Raw genomic sequence first — 22,602 nt, forward strand, 5'->3', positions numbered from 1 at the left:
CACTTGGAAAGTATACAGATACGCCGTTATTTCAGCCGCAACATCCTCTTTCGCATGCTAGTCCTCGGTGCCATCGTTGCCGGGCTACTCTACTGGAAGCTGGATTTTATTAATGATATCTACTTCAGAGATCAGTTAACGCCGACGGGTCTCATCATCAACGGCGCCATTGTCGGGCTATTCGTACTGGGCCTACTCAGGATCATCGGCATCCTGCTCAGCTATAGCCTGGAAGAGCGTGCACTGATTCAGTTCATGCGTAATCTTCGGGACAAGGTCGACCCCATCTACGAGATCTCTGAAAATCGCATGATCGCCAGGCGCTATCGCAACCTGGAGGTCCTGAGCAATGCCAACACCCCGATTAATCACAATGCCCTGGCGACAACACTGGTTGCCTCAGAGAGCACGCGCAACAGTCTACCTAAATTCATTAACAATACACTGATCTTAACCGGCGTATTTGGCACCATTGTTTCGCTCTCTATTGCCTTGATCGGTGCATCAGACCTGCTAGCGTCGGCCGTCAACGTAAACGGAATGGGCCTGATCATTCATGGTATGTCCACGGCACTTTCAACCACGATAACCGCGATAGTTTGCTACATCTACTTCGGTTACTTCTATATGAAGTTGACTGATGTACAAACCAACCTGATCAGTGGCATTGAGCAAGTCACCGCTACCCACCTGATGCCCCGATTCCAAATTCAGACCGAGAGCGTCCTGTTTGAATTCAGCGGTCTGATCCGCTCACTGCAGAGCCTTATCAGCAAGATGGAAGCCTCGCAGTCCTCATTTCAGAACCTGGCCAATGAGATGCAGAATTCTCAGAGCAACATCGAATCACTGGAGCAATGCATCAGTAATGCCGTCAATAAGGTCTACGACGACCGTATTCAGCCGGTCACACAGGAGATGGAAGATATCAAGAAACTTCTCCGGGATGGCTTCAGGTTGCACGAGGATCTATGAACCCGGACAGCAGCTTCGTTGATCTGCGGTTGAACCGTCAGGATGGCCAGAACCAGGAGAGTTTCTGGCCGTCCTTTACCGACATAATGACCGTAATCGTGATGATCTTTGTTATCGCGATGGTTGTGCTGCTGTTACGAAATATTGAACTGGTCAACCAGTTGCGTTCCACCATGGAGGCTGAACGCACAGCCATGGAACTGGCCAAGGTGACCGGTGAAGAGAAGGAGAGCCTGGCGCTGAAGCTGTTCACTGCAGAGAATGATAACTCCATGCTGCGCATGCAGTTGATGCAGATGGAGGAGCAGGGACTGAAACAGGCGGGCACGATCGATCTGCAACACCGAGACATCGTAACCCTCCAGGCTGAAAAAGAGTCACTGCAACTGCTACGCGATCAGTTAAATGCAGAAAACTACACCCTGAATCAGCGACTGACTAAAAGCCAGGCGGCGCTTGCGCAGCAGCAGCAAATCTTGACTGAACTACAACAGACATTACGCTCAACAGAGAGTCAGCTCATACAGTTCCAGGCTGAAATAGCATCGACACGAGCTGAACTTAAAAACCTTGAAACCGATCATGCCGCCACCCAAGAACAGCTTCGCTTACTACAACAGCGATACAACACACAGACAGGGGATCTGTTGACATCACGAGTCGCTGAAAGAGAAAGTGGCCGGCAACTAAGCAGCCTGAAGAGTGACTTTGATCGGCTGAAATTGAAATATGACAAACTGGTTAGACCGGCGCGTACACCTGCGGGCCGCTATCTGGTTGAGGTCCGCTATACCAAACCCGCCGATAGCGTCATTGTTGAGTATCAGACCCAGGATAAAGAGGGCTACAGCCCCATCTCCCAGGCAAAACTGGAAAGCTTGCTGACTGATCTTAAACAAAAACAGGCGAGCGGACTCTATATCAAGGTTATTTTCCCAGAGAATAGTGGATTGACCTTCACAGAAGCCTGGAGTCTCACATCCCACCTGCACGGTCAGTATGACTACTATTTCCAGGAAGGGGGGAATGAACTGGTACCCGTGCTGCCGGAAGCCCGCGGCGAGTAGAAACGTCATTCTGAAGAAGTGCGATGCAGCACACGCCTCCGGCCGTCTATCGCCGTTACGCTTGCTATTAGGGGCAGACAACCATTTTATTGTTATACTTCGGGCAAGTACTTTAAAAATAATTACAACTCGGTCTTACTATGCCAACACCTGTCATCATCTGTGACGATTCAAGCTTTGCCCGAAAACAGGTTATGCGCGCCCTCCCAACCGGCTGGGATGTGGACATTACTTTCTGTGAAAACGGCCTCGAAGCGGTTGAAGCGATTGAGGCTGGCAAAGGCGACATCCTGTTACTTGATCTGACCATGCCGGTCATGGACGGCTTTGGTGTACTGGAACATATCCGAAAAAAAGATCTCCCCACTCTCCCGATCGTCATATCCGGTGATATTCAACCGGAAAGTTATAACCGAGTGATGTCCCTTGGTGCCGTTGCCTTCATTAAAAAGCCGGTCGATGCCGCTGAACTGACCAAGGTATTGGATGACTTTGGCGTACTGGGTCTGCTCACTGAACAGATCGTTACAGATTCTGTGCAAGTCTCCTTCAACGAATGGTGTCAGGAGATCACCAATGTTGCCATGGGGCGAGCAGCTGATCTGCTGGTGCGGGTCATTAATGAGAAAATAGAGCTGAGCATTCCCCATGTCAGCCTGATGGAAAGAGGCGAATTGGTAATGGCCCTCAATGCTGCAGCGCAGGGTGACAGTTTTTCCTGTATCAGCCAAGGCTTTATCGGTGGTGGCATTGCTGGAGAAAATCTGCTGATGTTCCACGACACCGATATCACTCATGTCGCTCGCATGCTGGATTTTGATGTTGCCCAATTGGAAGAGTCTAAAGAGATAGAGCTCTACATGGACATCGCTAACGTCCTGGTAGGCGCATTTCTTAAAGGCTTTGCAGAACAACTGGATGTCTGCTTCAGCCAAGGACATCCACGTATCACTATTCATACAGAAGACAGCGAGGGAATTCTGAATAAAAGCAATACCCACGATAAAATCTTGACCATTGAGGTCAACTACATGATTGGCGACAACCAGATAAGCTGCAATCAATTAGTACTCATCACACCTGAATCAATACCCGCAATGAAGATGCGGTCTGGTGAGGAGATTTTTGAACTATGAATCAACTCAGCGAAGATATTTCAGAAATGCATTTACTGCTGGGTATTATTCACAATGTCGACGTGGGGCTTGTGGTACTGGATCGTGGACACAGAATCAAGATCTGGAACCACTTTATGTGGAATCACAGTGGCATTAATCCCTCTACCCTAAATGATAAGAATCTATTTGAAGAGTTTCCTCTACTGCCGAAACAGTGGTTGCAAAAGAAATTGGATACCGTTTTTCTATTAAACAATCGCGCCTTCTCATCCTGGCAGCAGCGGCCGTATATTTTTAAGTTCAACAGCTATAATCCCATTACCGGCCGCTCTGAAACTATGTTTCAGAATATGACCATATTTCCGCTGACGGGCGTCTCCGGTGAGGTGGAACATGTCTGCCTGATGCTTTATGACGCTACTGATGCCGCCCTGGATGAACAGGCACTTCAATCAGCCAATCTGGAACTGGATAGACTGGGGCGCATAGACGGATTGACCGGGCTACTTAATCGGCGTGCCTGGGAAAATGCTATGCTATCTGAATTCAAGCGTTTCCCCCGTAGCGGCCAGAAATCAAGTCTGGTGATGTTTGACATTGACCACTTCAAGAAGGTCAATGATACTTATGGACACCAGGCCGGCGACGAAGTAATTCGCATCGTCTCGGCACTCCTGCAAGAGACTAAACGAGAAGTGGATATTGCAGGCCGCTACGGTGGTGAAGAGTTTTGTGTCGTTCTGCTTGGTTCTGACAAGCAAGGTGGAATGCTCTTTGCTGAAAGACTTCGAGAGGCGGTGGAGTCTACAGAAGTCATATACGAAGACCTGCTGATAAAATTCACCATCAGCCTTGGTATTTCTGAGATTGACGATTCATTGAAGAGCCATACCGAATGGCTGGAGCAGTCTGACAAGGCGCTCTATCAATCAAAAGAAGGGGGCAGAAACCGCTCCACCCTGTTTAAATAATCCGCTCACTGATAATTTTCCACCCGGTCCCTTCACGGATGAACACTAACTCCTTAGTTACGACATCCTGATAGTTACTGGCACTGTAGTGTTGTTTGAAGCGTACGGATATCTGTGCATTAGAGAGGGAGAATACAGGGGTATCGAATTGAATCTTGATCCACTCCGGGCGTTTCAGGGATCGCTCCCGCTGAACTCGCCATTGTGTGAGAGCGCTCTTCTTGGGTACAAACCGTACAGAATAAAAACCCAAATAGCGCTTCACATCCTGTGCTTCCCAAGCGGTACGCCATTGGCCCAGTGTATCCAGCACCTCATTCATAAGGGACTCGGTCAGCTCATCCGCATCAGTTTTAGCCGTCATTGGTTTTACCGGAACAATCGGCTTCGGCTCAACCACTTCACAGAACGCGGGAATCTTAATACTTGAACCGGCAGGAATCCGACCATAGGTACGACAAGCCATTTCAGCATGGACATCCCCTAGATTGCGGACGGCTTGATGGTACTCAGGCTTGATTTTAATGGCTTTTTCAAAGGCCTCTTTGGCCTTATCCAACTCACCCCGTTCGGCATGGATCACGCCAATGTTATTATGAATGGCCGCATCATTTGGATAGTTTTCAGACAACAGTTTAAACAGCGTCATCCCCTCATCAAGCCGCCCCATTCTAACCAGCACGGCCCCTTTAAGTAGCGTGAGCGAGGCCAGATCCGATCCATCCTGATTGTTCAAATCATCAATGCGCTTCAGCGCATCACTGTAAGCACCCTGATCAATTAATTTACCCACTTGCTCATCGGCCTGTACCACACCGATCATGATTACGAGTGAAACAGCCAGCAACAGGGCCTTCCTCGACCATTGGAGTCCATCAAAAAACATCATTTTCCTGCCATGCCCATAGAAATCACTGTAAAAGGCGATTATACCTAATATCGACACATTTGCCGCAACCGTCAGCTAATTGTAGAATCGCGAACCGACGCCAAATATTCGAGCCCAGATAACCCAGAACCGGCCATGATTGAGTGCACAACAACAACCGCCCTGCAAAACACTCCCTGTGCAATGCCGCTACTCAGTGGACTGCTCGCACTGGCACTTTCTGCCGGATCAGGACTAGCACATGCGGTGCAGGAGTTACCCAATCATATATTTTCAAGAAATGGCGGCAATAGCACAACGGTATTGGTGGACAAGCGCACGCGCTCAGCCTATCTGGTTGACCTGGAACAGGACGAGCCACGGTTAACCCGTAGTTTCGATGATCTGCTATTTGGAGAGATCGACGGCGAAAAGACACGTGAAGGGGATAAGCGCACACCCGAAGGCGTCTATCGCATCACCCACTACATCCCAAAAGATAAACTGGCGCCCATCTATGGTGATGGTGCTTTCCCCATCGACTATCCAAATACGCTGGATCAGATCGAAGGTCGCAACGGCAGCGGTATCTGGCTTCACGGGCGGGATGAGAGCGACCCCAAAAAACAGGTCACACGTGGTTGTGTCGCATTCAATAACAACCAAATTGACGAACTAAGGTCACTGTTGCAGAAGGACACACCGGTCATCATTACCCGGGAAACAGAGTTTATCCCGGCCACGGAGTATCAACAGCAAAGAGAAGCGCTGTTTGCCCTATTTGATGGATTTATAGATGCCTGGGAAACGGGCGATATCGATAAGCTAAGCAACTATCTTCATCCCGATTTCCATAGCCCTGGCGGAATCGATCGGGAGATGTGGGTTGCACGTAAGGCCCAACTAAGCCAACTTTATCCAAAGCGCCGCATCGAGACCGATGACATCTACGCCTTCAAAGAAGATGGCGAGCAGGTGGTATTTGACTTTACCCAGTTCTATTGTGCCGACAACATCAGCACTCGAGGAAAGAAAAAGCTCTTCTTCAAACGCATTGGTGGGCAGCTTAAACTGATTACTGAATCCTATGCAGGCCTCTCAACAGCCAGCTATACCGACCAGAAGATCGATCACTTCATCAATGACTGGCTGAATGCTTGGCGAAGCAAGGATCTAACCCAGTATCTCGGCTTCTACGGCGAGCAGTTCAAGGATGGCAGCGGTAAAAACCTCGCTCAGTGGCGAGACTATAAACAAGCCATCTTCCATGAACGCTCGGATCAGCAGATCAAGATCGCAGATATAAAGATCAAAGAACTGCGCGGCAATCGCTATCAGATCAAGTTTCGACAGGATTATCGTAGCGCTGATTATCAGGACACCGGGATTAAGACACTGATCCTTGAAGGCTGCCCTGGTGAATTTCAGATCGTCGCTGAAAAATGGCGCAAACTAAGGTAGCCCCAAGCACGTTTACTGATTAACCTGTTTAGGTTTGGCCGCCACCTTATCACGAAGATAGACGGGCAGTGCCTGCTCAGCAGCGACTGACTCACCCTCGTTAAACAGAGCGGCCCCCAGCAACGCCACGTCCTCGGCACTGCAGAACAATCCTGGCTCACATCCACTGAAGGCATTCCCCAGACGTGCTTCCAGCACAGATCGATAACTATCCCACCCTGCCCCAACACCCTGCCAATTCAACCCATCTGGCAATGTGACGCTTTCCGGGGTTGAAACTTCCTCATCAAAAACAGATCGAACGAGACCTTGTCCATCAACAACATAGCCGCCCCAGTACACCTCTTGCATACGCGCATCGTAGGCGGGTAACAGCTGTCTAAAGCCAAACTCCCGATACCCCCTTTGAGCAAGCGCCGCCAGGGTAGAGACAGGCACCACGGGTAAATCAGCCGCAAATGCGGCACCCTGCGCGACACCTACCGCGATGCGCACCCCGGTAAAGGCACCGGGCCCCCGACCAAACGCAATAGCATCCAGCGCGGAAAGGCCTATCCCAGCCTCGTTCAACAACTCCTCCATCATGGGGAGAATCAATTGACTGTGCATACGGGGTTGAACCTGATAGCGCAAAGATATCGCCCCATCGATCAGAAGGGCCGCTGAGCAGGCTTCGGTTGCCGTTTCAATAGCGAGTATTTTCATAGTAACGATTGTATCTCAGGTTGCCCTGTAATCGATCATTTTATACAGCATCCCTGCCATTTTCTGTCTACAATTGGGGTAATTATGTTTTTCATCTTGCGGAGCCCCTTATGTACTTTGGAAATAAATATGAGACAGCTCATCCGGGAGAGAGTGTCGGTGATGAGCGCAGGGCCGTTTTACGACGACACCTGATCTACTATTTGCGCGTCTGGGACACCGCAACCGATAAACAGATAGGCCATGTTGTTGATATCAACATAGACGGGCTGATGTTGATCAGCGAAAAACCCATTGAAACCGGCAAAGAATTTGAGTTGGAGATACGTAGCCATGACATGGAAGGTGCACCCAACATCATCCGCTTCAGGGCCGTCAGTCGCTGGAGCAACAATGACGTCAATAACGCCTTTTATGACACCGGTTTCCAGCTAATTGATCCAACCGAAGAGATACTGGACCCTATCCGTGACATGATTCAGCAGTATGGGTTTGGTGATTGAGACGAAACAGAAGACGGCTCTGACAAGAACCAAAGGCAAAACCTAGTCTAATTGAAAAAAATCTGCCACGTCACGGATATCACGCGTGCGAGCCATGGGAGGCATGCTGTCAAGGAAGACCTGTCCGTAACCTTTTTTCAGTAGGCGGGGGTCACAAATCACCAACACCCCGCGATCTGTTTCATCCCGGATCAGACGCCCCGCCCCCTGCTTTAATGCGATAGCGGCCTGTGGTACCTGAAACTCCATGAAGGGATTACCCCCCTGTTTCCTCAGGGCATCAATGCGTGCCTGCAGCACTGGATCACCGGGTGAGGCGAATGGCAGCTTATCAATAATCACACAAGAGAGCGCTTCGCCACGTACATCTACCCCTTCCCAGAAGCTGGCTGTACCCAATAAAACGGCATTCCCCAGATTTCTAAAACGGGCCAGTAACTCACCCTTTGGCATACTGCCTTGAACCAGCAAGGGGTACTCAACGCGGGATTCCAACGTCTCTGCGGCTTCACGCAAAGCACGATGACTGGTAAACAGGATAAATGCCCGCCCCTGACTCGCTTCTATCACCGGCACCACCGTATCCAAAACAGCTTTATTGTAGTGCGACTCTCGGGGTTGCGGCATACCTTTAGGGACAAACCAGAGTGCCTGTCTCTGATAATCAAACGGACTGTCCCAACAGGCAGTGATGGCATTCTCCAAGCCAAGTTGGCGCTGAAAGTGGTCAAAATTACCCCCAACCGCCAAGGTCGCTGAGGTAAAGATCCAACTGCCTGGATGGGCACTCATCTGCTCTTTAAACAGACCCGATATATCTAGCGGGGTGCGGTTTAAGCGAAAACTTTGGCGGTAGGTTTCAAACCAGCGAATATAGCCACTCTGCGTCTCATCTTCGGCTATCAGCTGATTAAGGCATAATCGAATTGATTTGCAACGGGTGAGGCAACTATCCAACCCCTTGCCTCGTCCTTCGATGACCGCCAACAGGTCTGTCATCTCTTGCAGACGCTCACTTACCAGGTTGAGACCTCTAATAATCTGCGGATCAGCAGACAGCTCTTTCCAGGCACCACGACGAAGATCCAAGCCAAATAACAGCCGCAGATCTCTAACACCTTTGCTAAGCGCGGCGGATTGTTCCGGGATCTCTTTCAGATCACCCGCCTCGCGCTGATACTCCGTTTCGATATCACGACAGAGATCAAGTAACTGTCGCCCACTGATACCGGAACCAAAAAAGTTCCCGGCCACTTCGGGTAGTTGATGCGCCTCATCGATGATAAAACAGTCGGCACTCGGCAACAGTTCACCAAATCCCCCCTCTTTTAGCGCAAAATCAGCGCACAGTAGATGGTGGTTGATCACTACCAGATCGGCCTCCTGAGCCCGACGGCGCGCCTCAACCAGATGGCAGGTACTGTAGGCACTGCACTCCTGCCCCAAACAGTTTTCGGTTGTCGATGTCACCAGCGGCCAAATCCGAGCATCCTCAGGGATATCAGACAACTCAGCCACATCGCCACTTCGGGTACGGCCTGACCAGCGTTGAATCTGCATCAACTGATCGACCATTTCACGACTATTCAACCTACCCTCCAGCAGGGTCATCTCCATTCGATGAGTACAGAGGTAGTTGGCTCTCCCCTTCAGCAGGGCCACTTCGACAGGAATGGCCAGCGCCTGCTTAATTCGCGGCAAGTCACGATGAAACAGTTGATCCTGAAGGTTTTTAGTGCCGGTAGAGATGATGACTTTCTGGGAGGAGAGCAGTGCCGGTATCAAATAGGCGAAGGTTTTGCCGGTGCCAGTGCCCGCCTCACTGATCAGCACCTCGCCCTCACTCATGGCCTGCAGCACGGCTTCAGCCATAGCCTCCTGCTGCGGACGATAGGCGAAGCCATCCACGCAATTAGCCAATAGACCATCCGGCCCCAAAATATCTGCAATTTCAGACATGCACCCGTTATCCGGCCTGATTGTCCCAAATTTCAGGGGCCAATCCTTGATCTCTTGACCAGGCCAAACGACCAATAATCTTGAAGCGGGCTACTGAGAGTGCGCCACGTTTGGCGCGGTTGCTGCTTGAGTGCTCCATGAATTCGAGCAGTTCATTGCGGTCAGCCTCGTATATTTCATAGGGCTCGTACTCTTCATCCATGAGCACCAGCACTACACAATCCCAGGACTGATCCGCCTTGACCTGACCAATTCGCTGCCCCGTCTTGCTCTCGTCAAAGATGGTGCGACTCTTGATTTGAATACGCCGATTATCACGGGAAGGATCCACAGCATCATAACCACCCGTAGAGGCATCAACTGGTTTCAGACGTAACAAACGGATGGCATCATGCAGCGCGATCTCATTGCTAATGCCTGGCAGTGGTTTGCCCATAGTTCGCCGATACTCGGCAGCTAGCTGTCGAGCCTGACCAATCAACTTGTCGGCGGCATATAGGCTCATGCCGATAAATCTCCACGAATTTCAATAGCTTTCTGCGGAATTGTATCCTAAACAGTTAGCAACTGCTGCATTGTTGCAAAAAAAGGTTCGTTGTAACAGGCAGGGAGAATTCAAGGTCACCCGTTTAGTGCAGCATACGTGCCTTACGTTCTGCCACCTTGGCACCCGTGATATCGCCAGCAGAACGTTTTGCCCTGGCGATCAACAGCCAATTTTTCTGTTTTAACTCTACATCGGCGCCTGCCAGTGCCAATGACTTTACGGCCAAATCACTTGCCAGCATTACCTTCCCCTGATCCAAGCGAAGATTTGCCAAGCGGTGCCATAGATGTGCATTGCGTGGCTCGATTCGCAAGGCACGCTCTATCGTACCGACTGCCCCATCCAGGTCATTGTTCTGCGCTTGCTGATTGGCACTTTTCAGCAATGCCTCAACCGCCTTGCTGTGCATGGGTACTAGGCTTACCCGACTGGCGGGTTCATAAGCGCTGATCTGAATACCCCCTCGTTCCTGTGCCGGCGCAATCACTGCTCCCTGCTCCAATTCAGGCGATTGCGGATAACTGGGCCGTTGGGTCATTGGCTCCGCGGGTCGCTGCGGGGGGGTATAACAGCCACCCAATAATAAAGTAGGCAAAATCGCCAAACATATGTGCTTCAAATTCATTCAAAAAAACTCCGAAACAGTCGCCGCATAGATGTCCCCACTTGACCGACACAAGAAGCCGTCACCGTAGGCGCCGTACCCGCGATAAAAGGATACTGGCGAGCCCCTTCGCACCCCTCATCTGCCCTGAAGCCAGACTCAGGATCAATCCACACAGTCTCTACCGAATCAGGCCTGAGCAGTTCCAGGGAGACAGGCTGTAGTCGGCGCATCATATCACCCCAGACCTGCAATGCACCTGTGGATCCAGTTAAACCAGCCGGCTTATTATCATCCCTTCCGACCCAAACCACGGCCACCTTATCGCCACTGAACCCAGCAAACCAGCTATCTCTCAACTTATCTGTTGTGCCTGTTTTCCCAGCAATATTCAGTGACGTATCAACATAATTAGCCAATCCTTTACCTGTCCCATTACGCACCACTTCCTGCAGATTTCGGTTTAACAGATACACTGGACCGGACGGGACTGATTGCTTTACGGTTAAAGGATAGCGTTGTAGTGGTTGACCACTATTGGACTGCACGCCCCGGATAGCTCTCAGGGGAGAATAAAACCCACCCGCCGCGAATGTTTGGTAGAGCTGTGCCACCTCGAGAGGTGAGAGTGAAAGCGATCCCAGCAGCATAGCCGGGACTTGCTGTATTGGCCGACTGATGCCCATCTGTTCCAGAAGATCGGATACCGTCCCCAAACCCACTTCCATACCCAACCTGACAGTAGCCAGGTTATAGGAGTTTGCCAGCGCGGTATGCAGGGGTACTTTTCCATGTGATACGTGATCATAATTGTCCGGCGTCCATAGTTCACCATCTTCACCCTTGATGCTGGGCGCTGTATCGTCAATCCGGGTTACCAAGTTATAGCGATCTGTTTGCATCAATGCAGCCAGATAGACTACCGGCTTAACCAAAGATCCTATCGGTCTTACAGCATCCAATGCGCGGTTAAATCCGGCATAGCGGGCACTTCTACCACCCACAAGGGCACGTATCTCTCCACTCTCACTGTCAACCAGAATGGCCGCACTCTCAAGCTTCCCCGATGGCAGGCGATACCCCTTTTCCAAACGGGATAGCCGCTCTGTAACAGCCTCCTCGGCCTGCTGCTGAGCCCATGGGTCCAGGGTTGTAAAAATCCGCAGCCCTTCAGAGGTCAGGTCCTCTTCACGATAGTCACGATGCAGTTGCCTGCGTACGAGATCCATAAAGGCCGGATAACTACCACGGCCATCCCCCTTCTGCTGAACCCCCAATGGGGCCTTTATCGCGGCCAGAGCCTCTTTTTGCGTGATCAGACCCTGTTCCTGCATCACGGTCAGAACCAGGTCTCTGCGCACTTTTGCCCGCTTGGGATGGCGGCGAGGATCATAAAAGGAAGGCCCCCTCACCTGTGCCACTAACAGTGCCAGCTGAGAAAGATTGAGTTCACCTAAGCTGCGATTAAAGTAGAAATGACTGGCCAGACCAAAGCCATGGATGGCTCGCCCGCCATCCTGTCCGAGATAGATCTCGTTGGCATAGGCCCCCAGGATCTCATCCTTGTCATAGTGCGCATCCAGCAACAGGGCCATAGCCGCTTCATTCAGCTTACGAATCAAACTTCGCTCACGGGTAAGATAGAAATTCTTAACCAGCTGCTGGGTCAAGGTACTTCCACCCTGCACCACACCACCCGCTCTCAGGTTGGCCCAAATGGCTCGCGCTATTGCCTTTGGGTCAACGCCGTGATGTTCATAGAAGGTACGATCCTCCATCACGATCAAGGCTTTGACTAACTTTTCTGGCAGTTCGTCTCGCCGGACCAAGACGCGATCTTCATTATGCGCCGGATAGATACTGCCAATTTCAGGTGCTTCCAGCCTGATCAGAGCCAAATCACCCTTACCCACTTCCGCGAGATGTTCGATCTGTCCGCCGGAAAAGCGCACATCCAGAAAACGACCCGGTTCTTCTCCATCCCAAAAATTGAAACTTCTGGATCGTATGAGGATGCGCTCTTTGTTGCGTGACCAACTGGCCGCCTGCTTTGGATGGGTACTCTTCTGATAACCCATTCGTTGCAATTCGGCCGCAAGCTGATCTGCTGACACAGAGGCCCCCGGATAGAGTTCGAGTGGTCTGCCATATACCCTGGCAGGTACCGCCCAGCGCTTCCCTTCAAATTTAACCCGAACGGTATGATCCAGGTACAGGACATAAACACCCAGAACCAAAGAGAACAGGAATCCAAGCGCTAAAAGGCGGCTAAACCAGCGCCCAAAGCGTCCGCCCTTCCGCGGCCTACGTTTTGTCGATTTAGCACGTCTCGCACGGGAAGTTGTCTTGCGTTTTGCTAGCGCTTTTTTAGTCGTTCTAGGAGTTTTGGCCATCAACAGCTACTTGATTGGTTGATCTGTGTGTATGGAGGAATCATCTGTTTAATCGAGAGAAAAGCCGGTACATCACCAGCTACGCTTGTCAGCCAAAGGAAACCGCCGCAAATGACTGGAAATCCGTGTATTCAACTCACCCGTCCAAGCAGGTAAATTATCCGCAACGGGTAGCTGTGGGCGAAATCTAAAATCTCTTGGTGTGATCAATACAGAAACATTCTGTTCACCGATCATAGCCGCCATGATAAACAACTCTTCAGCGGCTCGATCACCAAGTGCCAAACATCCCTTTGACGATCGCCCCCCATGAATAAAGATATCCCCCCCCAAGTCTACCCGGCCATCCTGTTCCGCCTGTTGACGATCATAGGCATTCGGGTAATCCAGTTTGAGTGACAGGTGATAGGCACTATTAGGGTTTAAAAGTTCAATGCCATAGGACCCCTCTGGTACTTGATAATCCCCTTCACGCAGTTTGGGGCCACGCGTTCCGCTCATCCCTTTGACACGATAATCCTTGATGTGTTGCCAACGGCCAGCAGTATACGCCCACAATTCCAAAAGCCGGGTGTCCTTGAAAGCAACCAGGGCAACTTTCTCTGGCGGCCAATCCACATCGGCAAAATCAAATCGGGGCTTCAGCCGCTGCTGTACTTTCTCCTGATACAACCCAAGCACATCGTCAATAGTAAGGCGCTGCTCTAAAGCATGTGATCGCGCAGGCGCAAACAGGTTAAGGATAATTAAAATCACTAATAAAAGAACAGGATTTAGGGTTGGCCGCCGCAAACAACCCATAGTTTTTATAGGGAGGTGTCTCATAGCACAGCATATCTACACCATACGGGTAAAAAATGAAACCTTAGCGGTCCGATCAAAGACACTCAGAAACGTAAATTTATCCCGCAATCAGCAACTTCAGCGCCATTCAATCTGCGATCCACTGCACAACAAACCGTACTAAGATCGCTAGAATGACTATCCATTGACCTCTCATTTCTGACAAGGAGCGGTAGAATATGTGGATCATCATCCAGAAAATCCCACTGACCACAACCCAGAGAGAACTGAATCTGTTTCTCAACAAGCAAATCAACGGTAACCGCTGGTTTGGCTTGTCATCCAACCAGCAAACTCGTTTGAAAAGTTTTTCGATCCTCCGGATGACTGATCGAACATCCGGAGAGATAGAGTGTCATGGACTAGCCGAAGTGGAAACATCCAAGCCAGAAGAAGAGATGCTTAGAGTACTGAATGGGCATCAACTGCATGGTCAAACGATCGCTGTTCGCAAATACTATCATCGATCAAACATCAGCACCCAAACAGCCCACACTAAAAGCACATCCAGCTTTCCGGGGCTGCGTGATCGCAGACGGCACTCTTTGCATATCGAGATGCTCAAAGCCAACAGCGGTGGGCTTGCTATAGGCATCTTCTGACAAGCGTTTATTTCTAAACAGCGCTTCCTAAAACGGAGTGAACAAGGATTAACTTAACTGGCTTCCCCTAGCCACCAAAACCGCCTCTATAGCGTGGACAATCGTGTCAGATTTCTGCGAATTAAGCGCATCGGGATGGGGTGAGGTGAATTGACCTGAATCGTTATCGAAATACTGTCCGGAAGTTGTGGCGAACTCATCTGCCAGTGCGGCACGAATCAATATATCAGCACCAATACGGATGTCGTTGCCAGCCATCCCAAAGCCCTCTTTTACCATTTTGGTAGCCAACAGCGATCCTGGATTCACCGCGATAAAAATTGGGCCTTTATCCTTAATCGAAAGCGCCATAACGCGAGACCACATGGTGATGGCCAGTTTGCTTTGCGCATACGCCTCATAGTCATCAATCAGCCTGACTTGGCCAGCCAGCGCTTCTGGTTTAACCGGCGACTGAGCTGCTGATGAAAGGTTGATCACACGCCCGGAATCATTAAGCAGTGGCAGAAGCCGTTGCGTTAGCAGATAAGGTGCAATGGTATTCACCGCAAAGCGCACATCCAGCCCGTCCTGGGTGATGGGATCGGGGGTTTTAAAGATACCGGCGTTATTAATCAGCACATCAAGCTTATCGTGCTTCTGGACCACTGCCTTCGCGAAGGCCTCAACACTACTCATGCTTGACAGATCCACGACATAACATTCCACTTTCCCGCCACCCGATAACTCAGCAAGTTCTTTTTCCGCTTGTTCCAACTTTGCTGGGTTGCGTCCGTGCAGCAAAACATGGTGCCCCATCGAGGTAAGCGACTTTGCTGTTTCCAAACCGATGCCGTCAGTAGAGCCCGTAATTAGAATGGTTTTTGGCATGCTAGTATCTCCTCATCCAGGGAAGTCTGGGAGAAGCGCTTCAGCCAGACGTTGTAGCGTTGTTTCAATATCACGCTTGTTAAATCGCAAGTTCAACGCCACATGGTTGATGCCAATCGCTTCCAGTGATTTCAAATAAGCTCGAAGATGATTAACTCCCGACCGGAATCCCAGATGGATGGGCTCCGGAGGAGCGTCGGACGATTCGACCAGATCGATGTATAGCGACTGCACTGCTGGCTTGGCAGGACCACCCACGGCCTCAACGCGCGCGCGCCAATCGCTAATGATTTTCCCCTGCGCGATTACATTGCGGGGATAGGTTATCCAGCCCTCACCATTACGCGCAATCCAGTCCGGGTCTTGCTGGCTGCCACCCGTGATGAGCAAAGGCAGTTTTCCCAACACGGGTTTGGGTAGCATGTCCATGCCACCATAGGGACTACCATATATATTCTCGAACGAGGGTGCGTCATCCCACATGCGGTTTATATATTCAAAGCTTGCGCGAAAACGCTCACTACGATCATCAAAGTTCATATTAAGCGCTGGGTACTCTTCTGGTCGATCACCTGAAGCAATACCCAGGATGAGTCGCCCACCGGATAACAGATCAACACTGGCCGCTGCCTTAGCCACATGTGCCGGATGGCGCAGTGGTAGCACGATACTTGCGACACCCAAGGCAATGCGCTCCGTCTGACCTGCCAACAAACCCAGGTAGACGAAAGGATCAAACAGTTGTCCGGCATCTCCAAATGTTGGTACGTTAAACGGCACGTCTCGCAACCAGATGGCCGAAAAACCCAGCGTCTCAGCCAGCTGTACTCGCTCAATATGCCGAATCATGCGAGGCACTGGGCCCGTTGAGTAAGACTCCAGCGGCGCCACCAAACCTAGGCTCAACCGTTTCGGACGGAACGTGGTGTTGTATCCCCGGTTGATAGCCTGGAATTCAGTACTATCGACTAGCGTTGGCATTTTGAGCTCCGTTGAAAGAATACTCCGAATAACGCTTAAGCAATTTGCACCATCTCGTTCAGAGTAAAGAGTTCTACCGCGCCATCTGTTGCAGCCATATAATTCTTTAAGTGCTGGCTGTTCATGTGCGCCTCCCACAATTCATGCGATGCCCAATTCTCATAAAACAGGAAATGAGCCGGGTTTTCATTATCCTGATGCAAATCATAATTAATGCAGCCTTCCTCAGCACGGGTAACATCGATCAACTTTTTAAGTTCAGCTTTCACCCGATCTATCTGATCAGCTTTGGCAGTGACATTTGCAACGATAGTTAATTTTTCCACATTATTTCCTCTATTACAGTTAGCTGATTTGATCTCATACCCAGCTGACAACAGCTTCCATCTTACGACGAGTCTTGGGGAACACTGGTCCGTCAGCACGATAACCAAAGGCCCCCATAACAGCAGGTTTGTAAAGTTTAGGGTCTATACCAAAGCGCTCTTCAAGAACAGCGATGGTTTTGCCCATCTCGAATCCTTCGATTGGGCATGAATCAATACCCATCAGCGCAGCAACCGTCATCATGTTGCCAAGCGCGATGTAGGCCTGACGTGCCGACCAATCGACAATCTGGCGGTCACCCTCAATATGAAAATCATGCTCTTGGAATTTCTGAAAAGCATCGTTAATGAATCCGATCACCTCATCCGGGAGTTGTTTAACCTCCTTCATGTGTTTTTGCTGATAATCTGAATGGTGCGCCATCGTCGCCCCGGTATGTGCCAGGAAGATACAAAAATGGCTGGCTGTACCAAGCTGCCCAGCAGTCCCATTGGTGGCACCATTTGCCCCCCAAGCAAACTCACGAAACAGCTCACGCTTTTCAGTACTTTGGATAACCAAAAGCTGCCACGGCTCCATTCCGAAAGAACTTGGAGAGAGGCGTGCCGTTTCCAGGATCGTGTTGAACTCGCTCTCACTGATCTTGGCCTCTGAATCAAAGACTTTTGTGGCATGGCGGAAGTTATTGGCTTCCATGATCTGAGCTTGAATGTCATTCATTGTCATCGACTTAATCTCTTGAGCAATGCTCATCATCATTCTCCAGTTAAATAATCCCTGCAGTAGGGAAGCCAGTAGTCCACAGGGTCAAATCCAGTGGCTATCTGAGCGAAATAGTAATCCTTGATTACCCATTGAAAAACAGCATAATGGAAGAATCATTTTCTAATATTTTTTGATAATATGCTGCTAGAAGACCTTCTCGTCATCCAAAAAGTGGCTGAATTCCGCAGTATTACTGCAGCTGCCACTGATTTGGATATGCGTGTAGCGACGGCCAGTGCCGCACTCAAACGTGTGGAGAGTGCGTTAGGCGTGGAGTTGTTCATCCGCACAACGCGTCAGCTTCGACTCTCCAGTGCAGGTGAAAAGTATATTCCCCAGTGTAACCAGGCCCTGCTGATGCTGGAGCAGGCCAAACAGAACATGAAAGATGATCTGGATATTGTTGATGGTGAACTGCGTATCTCACTGGCCTCTGATTTGGGACGAAATCTGGTGACTTCCTGGCTGGATGAGTTCATGGAAACCTATCCAAGCATCACGTTAAGAACACACATCAGTGACAGTAATATCGACTTTTACCGCGACTCGGTTGATATTGCCCTGCGCTATGGTTCGCCGGATGATGCCAATCTTTATGGATTCAAGATCTGTAATGTCCCAGGCCTACTCTGTGCTACACAGGAGTACCTTGAAAAATATGGCACGCCCAAGCACCCTTCCGATCTGGAGTCTCATAACGGCCTTTTTTACCAGCTTTACAATATCACTCACGATAACTGGACGTTCTCGCACCGTGACGAGGAGTACAAAATCAAGATGAGTGGTAACCGCGTATCCAATGATGGTGATCTCGTCAGACGCTGGTGTGTCGCAGGCAAAGGAATTGCCGTTAAATCCTGTCTCGACATGTCCAATGATCTTTTATCAGGAAAGGTTGTTAGCGTCATGTCTGAGTTTAAACCCAGATCGACTGAACTATGGCTCATCTGCCCGAGTCGACAATCGATTACACCTGCAGTCCGATTGCTCAGAGATACCTTTAAAGAGAAATGCACCGGCATACTGAATCAACTAATCAAAAAGGGAATTATAGATGACAGCGCACTTGCCTAGACGTTGGCAGGCATCATAAATGGAAGGATTCAAATGTTAATCTTGATGTCTGCAGATGGGCTAATAGCTGAGCACGTGACTGCTCTGACTTAATCTTCCAGCGCCGTCTCAAAGGCCTTTACTACATCCTGGAATTGAACACGATTTGCTTCATTCAACGCCATCAAGGCACGATGTGCTTCTAGAAGGAGTTGTGTGGTTTTGACATCACCCGAGGTAGTGACTGGGATTTCTGAAAGCTTAGCTAGCGCACCCTCTCGGGTTTCAACAATATCAAATACTCGATCAAAACCGACCGCTTCCAATAATTCATTAATATCAGGTTGATCTGATATTAATGTCACCTTGGGCAGACCCTCTTTCTGCATGACTCTTGCCAAACGCGCCAAGATACCCAGATTGGTGCTATCAACACTTTCAGCTTGCGTAAGATCCACAACAAAACCCTTAAGATCTTTTTTGTCCATTAGCGTTTGCAGATAGCGATCCAACGCCACGCAGAGGGTATGCCTTATATCACCCTTATAACAGAGGATCTCCACACCATCCTGCGATCCATGCAATATCTGACCGCTACTATTCATCATTTCCACCATGCACTATGGATAAAAAGGCTATATCATCAGGTATCTCATCGAGTCCTTCAATATTGAAGCGTTCTATCAAATCATCAATCTCAGGACTGCCATCAGCGACCATCTGCAATAACCACTCCGTTCTTCTACGAGCTGAATCCCTGGGAAACAACTCAAGGATGCCATCTGAAATCATCAACATCTGCTTAACAGGTGTGAAATCGATTTCGTGCTGCATGAAGATGGAATCTTCAAACAAGCCGACCGGCTTATCATGACTTGTGAGCGTGCTAATGCCTTCATTACTAAAAAGCATCGGATATGGAAACTGTCCGCCTGAACAGAAACGTAAGCGTTGTTCCCGAAGATCCAGCACACCATAGAATATGGTCAGATATTTCTCGATGGGAGAGAGGTAGAGCGCCCGATTCAGATGATCCAACATTTCCCCAGGTTGTCTAATAATATCTTCCTGATCACGCTGAAAAGCATCCAAGTGCTTTTCAAACAAAGTCTTCAGCATCACGGTCACAAAGGCAGAAGCCGCTCCGTGTCCGGAGATATCGGCAATGTAAAAACCAACCTCATGATCGCCTATGGGAAAATAATCGACAAAATCCCCGCTCAACAGGAGCGAAGGAAAAAGCTGGCGGCGAAACTCATAATCACCAAACCGGGCCCTGGGAGGCGGTAGCAAACTGGATTGTAGCGCCCGTGCAGCTTCTTCATCCTCTCTCAGTTGCCCCAACGCCACAGAAAGCTCAATATTCAGCGTCTCCAGATGCTTTTGATACGCCCGGTTCTCTTGGATCAATCGCGCCCGATTCAAGGCCCGTTCAATAGCCGTATCCAGAATCTGAAAATCCACAATGGGCTTGGTGATGTAGTCCCAAGCCCCACGCTTCAGGGCCTGGATCGCGTCCGCAACCTGATTAGCCCCGGAAACAATAATAATCGGTGTATCAGGTGAACGCTCCGCAAGTGTCGAAAGAACATCCAGCCCATCCATTCCTGGTAAGCGCAAATCACAAAGCACCAGGTCAGGTTTCGTCTCATCGAACAGCGCAATCCCTTCGCGGCCGCTGGAGGCTTCTATATAGTCATACTCCAGATCTTCAAGATGTGCCACCAAGCTCCGCCTGACAGCCATTTCATCTTCTATCGTGAGTATTTTTACCACCGCTCCCATTATTAATCTGCCAACCCTAAACTGAAATCCCAAAAAGTAATGCCCATTTGTGGACCACCCACCGATTTTATTAAGCTATCTAGTAAGTTTAGACAGCATCTAACCTGACAGGGTAGTTTATATTGACGAAAGCGTGGTTTTATTTACTGATGGGGCAAACAAAAGGCCCTTATCTAGCCTGTTCAGGCGTTGGAGTGGTTCTGAATGCACAAAAACGGCCGTTTCTCAGGACAGCACAGAGGCATGGCTTCTGTGCTGCTGCAAGTTCTGAGCCTCACCATTTGACACCCCTTTCATCCCAAAAGGGTCTGATGGCTTCTCTTTCGGCATCCGCACGACTAATACCAATATCCTTGAGCATATAATCACTCATACTCATGAGTTGGTATCGCTGCCTTGACAATATACGCCATCTATCCAATCTGTTCGCCAGCAATATCAATAGTGTACGCAGGCTGAAAATTTTTACAGCCACCTCTTCACCTGAGCAACATCCGCCACCTGAAATGGCTTGCCCTGCATAAATGAGTTTTTTCATAGTGCCTCCTAATCGGGAAAATCCAATACGTTGAATACCTGTTGCAGAAAGTCTGGGCTCATGCTAAAGATTAATCTAACGAATAGTTTTGATTGAATACATCAATAGAACTGATGGATTAAAATATGACACCCGTATTTGATAACGAGCTCCTCCGTACCTTTGTAGCCATTGCAGATTCAGGCGGATTTACCCGGGCCGCCGAACAGGTACACCGCTCTCAATCAGCCGTCAGCATGCAGATGAAAAAACTGGAAGAGATGGTAGGCCGACCGCTTTTTGAAAAAGTGGGGCGCAGTATGGTACTCACATCCGATGGCGAGATTCTGCTCAACTATGCGAGACGGATACTCAGGCTTCACGATGAAGCGGTATCAACGCTGCAACAACCCGATATGGTTGGTAGCGTTCGACTCGGTATCCCTGATGACTATGTAGCAGCCTTTATACCGCGCATCATGGCCCGATTTGCCAAATCTTATCCCATGGTTCAGGTTGAGGTGATCTGTAACCACAGCGAGCATCTGACCAAGGCTATTAAGGGCGGTGAAATTGATCTAGCTATTGTCACCACGGTTCCTGGCAGCATGGAGGGTGAAATATTGCGGCGTGAGGCGACTGTCTGGGCAACATCAAAACATCACTTCATCCATGAGGAAGAGCCACTGCCTCTGGTACTTTTTCAACCGGGTTGCATCTTTCGCCATTGGGCAATGAAGGCGCTTGATAAGATTGATAAACCTTATCGTGTCGCCTATTCCAGCCCCAGTATTACTGGCATTGAGGCGATCGTCGGTTGTGGGCTGGGCGTAACCGTGCTGGTCAACAGCATTGTGAACGACGCCATGCGTGTCCTGACAGCCGCTGAAGGATTTCCACTTTTGCCTGAATCAGCAATCACACTGCTAAAAACCAAGACTTCATCTTCACCGGCTATTCAGTGTCTTTCAGAATACATCACTGAAGGCTTCCGTGACCATCAAGCCAATGCCGCCTGATTGGTGCATGTTAAAATTGATTAGCTGTCATTCATAGGAGATCACTCGATGTTCACCGGCATTATCCAGGGCACCGCAGAAATCATAAAAATCGAAGCAAAAGAGCAGTTCCGTACCCATGTTATTCGACTACCAAAACAGTATATCGACGGCCTGGTAAACGGCGCATCGGTAGCCCATAACGGTTGCTGTCTTACAGTTACTGGAATCGAAGATGATCTCGTGTCATTTGATCTCATGCAAGAGACTCTGCGCGTCACCAATCTTGGCTTATTAAGTAAGGGTGACAAAGTAAACTTTGAACGGGCTGCACGCTTTGGTGACGAGATAGGCGGACACCAGATGTCGGGTCACATTCTCTGCATGGCCACGATCACCCGAATAATCCGAAGTGAAAACAATCGGCAAATCTGGTTTGAGATCCCACAGGAGTACACAGGATACATCTTTACCAAAGGGTATATTGGCATTGATGGCATAAGCCTGACGATTGGAGAAGTGGTTGGCAATCAGTTTTGCGTCAACCTGATTCCCGAGACGCTAGAACGTACCAACATGGGCTTTAGAGCAGAACAGGATCAGGTGAATATAGAGATAGACCCACAGACACAGGCCATCGTGGATACGGTAGAGCGGGTACTGGCTGAAAGGAGAGATTAATGCGGTTAG

24 protein-coding genes are annotated in these 22,602 nt (G+C 49.6%); 10 read left to right on the plus strand and 14 right to left on the minus strand.

What is annotated here, in order from left to right; all coding sequences use genetic code 11:
- The first annotated feature begins 3 nt into the window (after positions 1-3).
- The 4 genes from FHP88_RS10720 to FHP88_RS10735 all read left to right on the plus strand — a co-directional run bounded on the left by FHP88_RS10720 (position 4) and on the right by FHP88_RS10735 (position 4,131).
- Complete coding sequence (locus tag FHP88_RS10720) at positions 4-975, plus strand: hypothetical protein (RefSeq protein ID WP_144359065.1); 972 nt, start codon at positions 4-6, stop codon at positions 973-975.
- Complete coding sequence (locus tag FHP88_RS10725) at positions 972-2,042, plus strand: hypothetical protein (RefSeq protein WP_144359067.1); 1,071 nt, start codon at positions 972-974, stop codon at positions 2,040-2,042. Before FHP88_RS10720 ends, FHP88_RS10725 begins: the two co-directional genes overlap by 4 nt.
- A gap of 140 nt (positions 2,043-2,182) precedes the next feature.
- Positions 2,183-3,178, plus strand: coding sequence for a response regulator (locus FHP88_RS10730; RefSeq protein WP_144359069.1), 996 nt, complete (start codon positions 2,183-2,185; stop codon positions 3,176-3,178).
- A complete protein-coding gene (locus FHP88_RS10735; RefSeq protein WP_144359070.1) occupies positions 3,175-4,131 on the plus strand; it encodes a sensor domain-containing diguanylate cyclase in 957 nt (318 codons plus the stop codon). Before FHP88_RS10730 ends, FHP88_RS10735 begins: the two co-directional genes overlap by 4 nt.
- On the opposite strand, the gene FHP88_RS10740 is transcribed toward FHP88_RS10735, so the two are convergent.
- Positions 4,124-5,020, minus strand: coding sequence for a tetratricopeptide repeat protein (locus FHP88_RS10740; RefSeq protein WP_144359072.1), 897 nt, complete (start codon positions 5,018-5,020; stop codon positions 4,124-4,126). The genes FHP88_RS10735 and FHP88_RS10740 overlap by 8 nt on opposite strands.
- A gap of 135 nt (positions 5,021-5,155) precedes the next feature.
- On the opposite strand from FHP88_RS10740, the gene FHP88_RS10745 reads away from it, so the two are divergent.
- Entirely contained in the window at positions 5,156-6,460 is a 1,305-nt protein-coding gene (locus tag FHP88_RS10745) for a L,D-transpeptidase family protein (protein ID WP_144359074.1), read from the plus strand.
- A 12-nt stretch (positions 6,461-6,472) separates the two neighbouring features.
- Here FHP88_RS10745 and tsaB read toward each other — a convergent pair whose 3' ends face one another.
- On the minus strand, positions 6,473-7,165 hold the full coding sequence (gene tsaB, locus FHP88_RS10750; RefSeq protein WP_144359076.1) for a tRNA (adenosine(37)-N6)-threonylcarbamoyltransferase complex dimerization subunit type 1 TsaB: 693 nt from the start codon (positions 7,163-7,165) through the stop codon (positions 6,473-6,475).
- Positions 7,166-7,275: 110 nt separating this feature from the next.
- Between tsaB and FHP88_RS10755 the strand changes: the two genes are divergently transcribed.
- Complete coding sequence (locus tag FHP88_RS10755; protein ID WP_144359078.1) at positions 7,276-7,668, plus strand: PilZ domain-containing protein; 393 nt, start codon at positions 7,276-7,278, stop codon at positions 7,666-7,668.
- 42 nt (positions 7,669-7,710) lie between these two features.
- On the opposite strand, the gene FHP88_RS10760 is transcribed toward FHP88_RS10755, so the two are convergent.
- The 5 genes from FHP88_RS10760 to FHP88_RS10780 form a co-directional block, all read right to left on the minus strand.
- Entirely contained in the window at positions 7,711-9,627 is a 1,917-nt protein-coding gene (locus FHP88_RS10760) for an ATP-dependent DNA helicase (protein ID WP_144359080.1), read from the minus strand.
- Between the two features lie 7 nt (positions 9,628-9,634).
- Positions 9,635-10,132, minus strand: a complete 498-nt coding sequence (locus tag FHP88_RS10765; RefSeq protein ID WP_144359081.1) for a hypothetical protein — start codon at positions 10,130-10,132, stop codon at positions 9,635-9,637.
- A gap of 124 nt (positions 10,133-10,256) precedes the next feature.
- A complete protein-coding gene (locus tag FHP88_RS10770; protein WP_144359082.1) occupies positions 10,257-10,712 on the minus strand; it encodes a tetratricopeptide repeat protein in 456 nt (151 codons plus the stop codon).
- 83 nt (positions 10,713-10,795) lie between these two features.
- The gene (mrcB, locus tag FHP88_RS10775) at positions 10,796-13,171 is read right to left on the minus strand and encodes a penicillin-binding protein 1B (protein WP_144359083.1); all 2,376 of its coding nucleotides are present in this window, start codon (positions 13,169-13,171) and stop codon (positions 10,796-10,798) included.
- A gap of 72 nt (positions 13,172-13,243) precedes the next feature.
- A complete protein-coding gene (locus FHP88_RS10780; RefSeq protein WP_144359084.1) occupies positions 13,244-13,927 on the minus strand; it encodes a L,D-transpeptidase family protein in 684 nt (227 codons plus the stop codon).
- Between the two features lie 266 nt (positions 13,928-14,193).
- Here FHP88_RS10780 and FHP88_RS10785 point away from each other — a divergent pair, with 266 nt between their 5' ends.
- The gene (locus FHP88_RS10785) at positions 14,194-14,616 is read left to right on the plus strand and encodes a hypothetical protein (RefSeq protein WP_144359085.1); all 423 of its coding nucleotides are present in this window, start codon (positions 14,194-14,196) and stop codon (positions 14,614-14,616) included.
- 48 nt (positions 14,617-14,664) lie between these two features.
- Here the strand turns inward: FHP88_RS10785 and FHP88_RS10790 are convergent, their stop codons facing one another.
- From FHP88_RS10790 to FHP88_RS10805, 4 genes are read right to left on the minus strand one after another with little or no spacing between them, the layout of a single operon-like run.
- The gene (locus tag FHP88_RS10790) at positions 14,665-15,486 is read right to left on the minus strand and encodes an SDR family NAD(P)-dependent oxidoreductase (protein WP_144359086.1); all 822 of its coding nucleotides are present in this window, start codon (positions 15,484-15,486) and stop codon (positions 14,665-14,667) included.
- 12 nt (positions 15,487-15,498) lie between these two features.
- Entirely contained in the window at positions 15,499-16,467 is a 969-nt protein-coding gene (locus FHP88_RS10795; RefSeq protein ID WP_144359087.1) for an LLM class oxidoreductase, read from the minus strand.
- Between the two features lie 35 nt (positions 16,468-16,502).
- On the minus strand, positions 16,503-16,793 hold the full coding sequence (locus FHP88_RS10800) for a putative quinol monooxygenase (RefSeq protein ID WP_144359088.1): 291 nt from the start codon (positions 16,791-16,793) through the stop codon (positions 16,503-16,505).
- Between the two features lie 34 nt (positions 16,794-16,827).
- Positions 16,828-17,547 (minus strand): NAD(P)H-dependent oxidoreductase, encoded by a 720-nt coding sequence (locus tag FHP88_RS10805; protein WP_335341580.1) that lies wholly within the window; start codon positions 17,545-17,547, stop codon positions 16,828-16,830.
- A gap of 150 nt (positions 17,548-17,697) precedes the next feature.
- Here FHP88_RS10805 and FHP88_RS10810 point away from each other — a divergent pair, with 150 nt between their 5' ends.
- Complete coding sequence (locus tag FHP88_RS10810) at positions 17,698-18,633, plus strand: LysR family transcriptional regulator (RefSeq protein ID WP_144359089.1); 936 nt, start codon at positions 17,698-17,700, stop codon at positions 18,631-18,633.
- Positions 18,634-18,722: 89 nt separating this feature from the next.
- Here the strand turns inward: FHP88_RS10810 and FHP88_RS10815 are convergent, their stop codons facing one another.
- The 3 genes from FHP88_RS10815 to FHP88_RS10825 all read right to left on the minus strand — a co-directional run bounded on the left by FHP88_RS10815 (position 18,723) and on the right by FHP88_RS10825 (position 20,935).
- Positions 18,723-19,217, minus strand: a complete 495-nt coding sequence (locus FHP88_RS10815) for an STAS domain-containing protein (protein WP_186297689.1) — start codon at positions 19,215-19,217, stop codon at positions 18,723-18,725.
- Positions 19,210-20,397 carry a response regulator gene (locus FHP88_RS10820; RefSeq protein ID WP_144359091.1) on the minus strand — a complete coding sequence of 396 codons (1,188 nt, stop codon included), beginning with the start codon at positions 20,395-20,397 and terminating at the stop codon, positions 19,210-19,212. The genes FHP88_RS10815 and FHP88_RS10820 overlap by 8 nt, the downstream gene beginning before the upstream one ends.
- A gap of 274 nt (positions 20,398-20,671) precedes the next feature.
- Entirely contained in the window at positions 20,672-20,935 is a 264-nt protein-coding gene (locus FHP88_RS10825) for a DUF1127 domain-containing protein (RefSeq protein ID WP_144359092.1), read from the minus strand.
- Positions 20,936-21,060: 125 nt separating this feature from the next.
- Here FHP88_RS10825 and FHP88_RS10830 point away from each other — a divergent pair, with 125 nt between their 5' ends.
- Complete coding sequence (locus FHP88_RS10830; RefSeq protein WP_144359093.1) at positions 21,061-21,933, plus strand: LysR substrate-binding domain-containing protein; 873 nt, start codon at positions 21,061-21,063, stop codon at positions 21,931-21,933.
- 48 nt (positions 21,934-21,981) lie between these two features.
- Positions 21,982-22,593, plus strand: coding sequence for a riboflavin synthase subunit alpha (locus tag FHP88_RS10835; protein WP_144359094.1), 612 nt, complete (start codon positions 21,982-21,984; stop codon positions 22,591-22,593).
- Positions 22,594-22,602: the final 9 nt, after the last annotated feature.

This window comes from Sedimenticola selenatireducens, from assembly GCF_007625115.1.
GTDB classification, from domain to species: Bacteria; Pseudomonadota; Gammaproteobacteria; order Chromatiales; family Chromatiaceae; genus Sedimenticola; species Sedimenticola selenatireducens_A.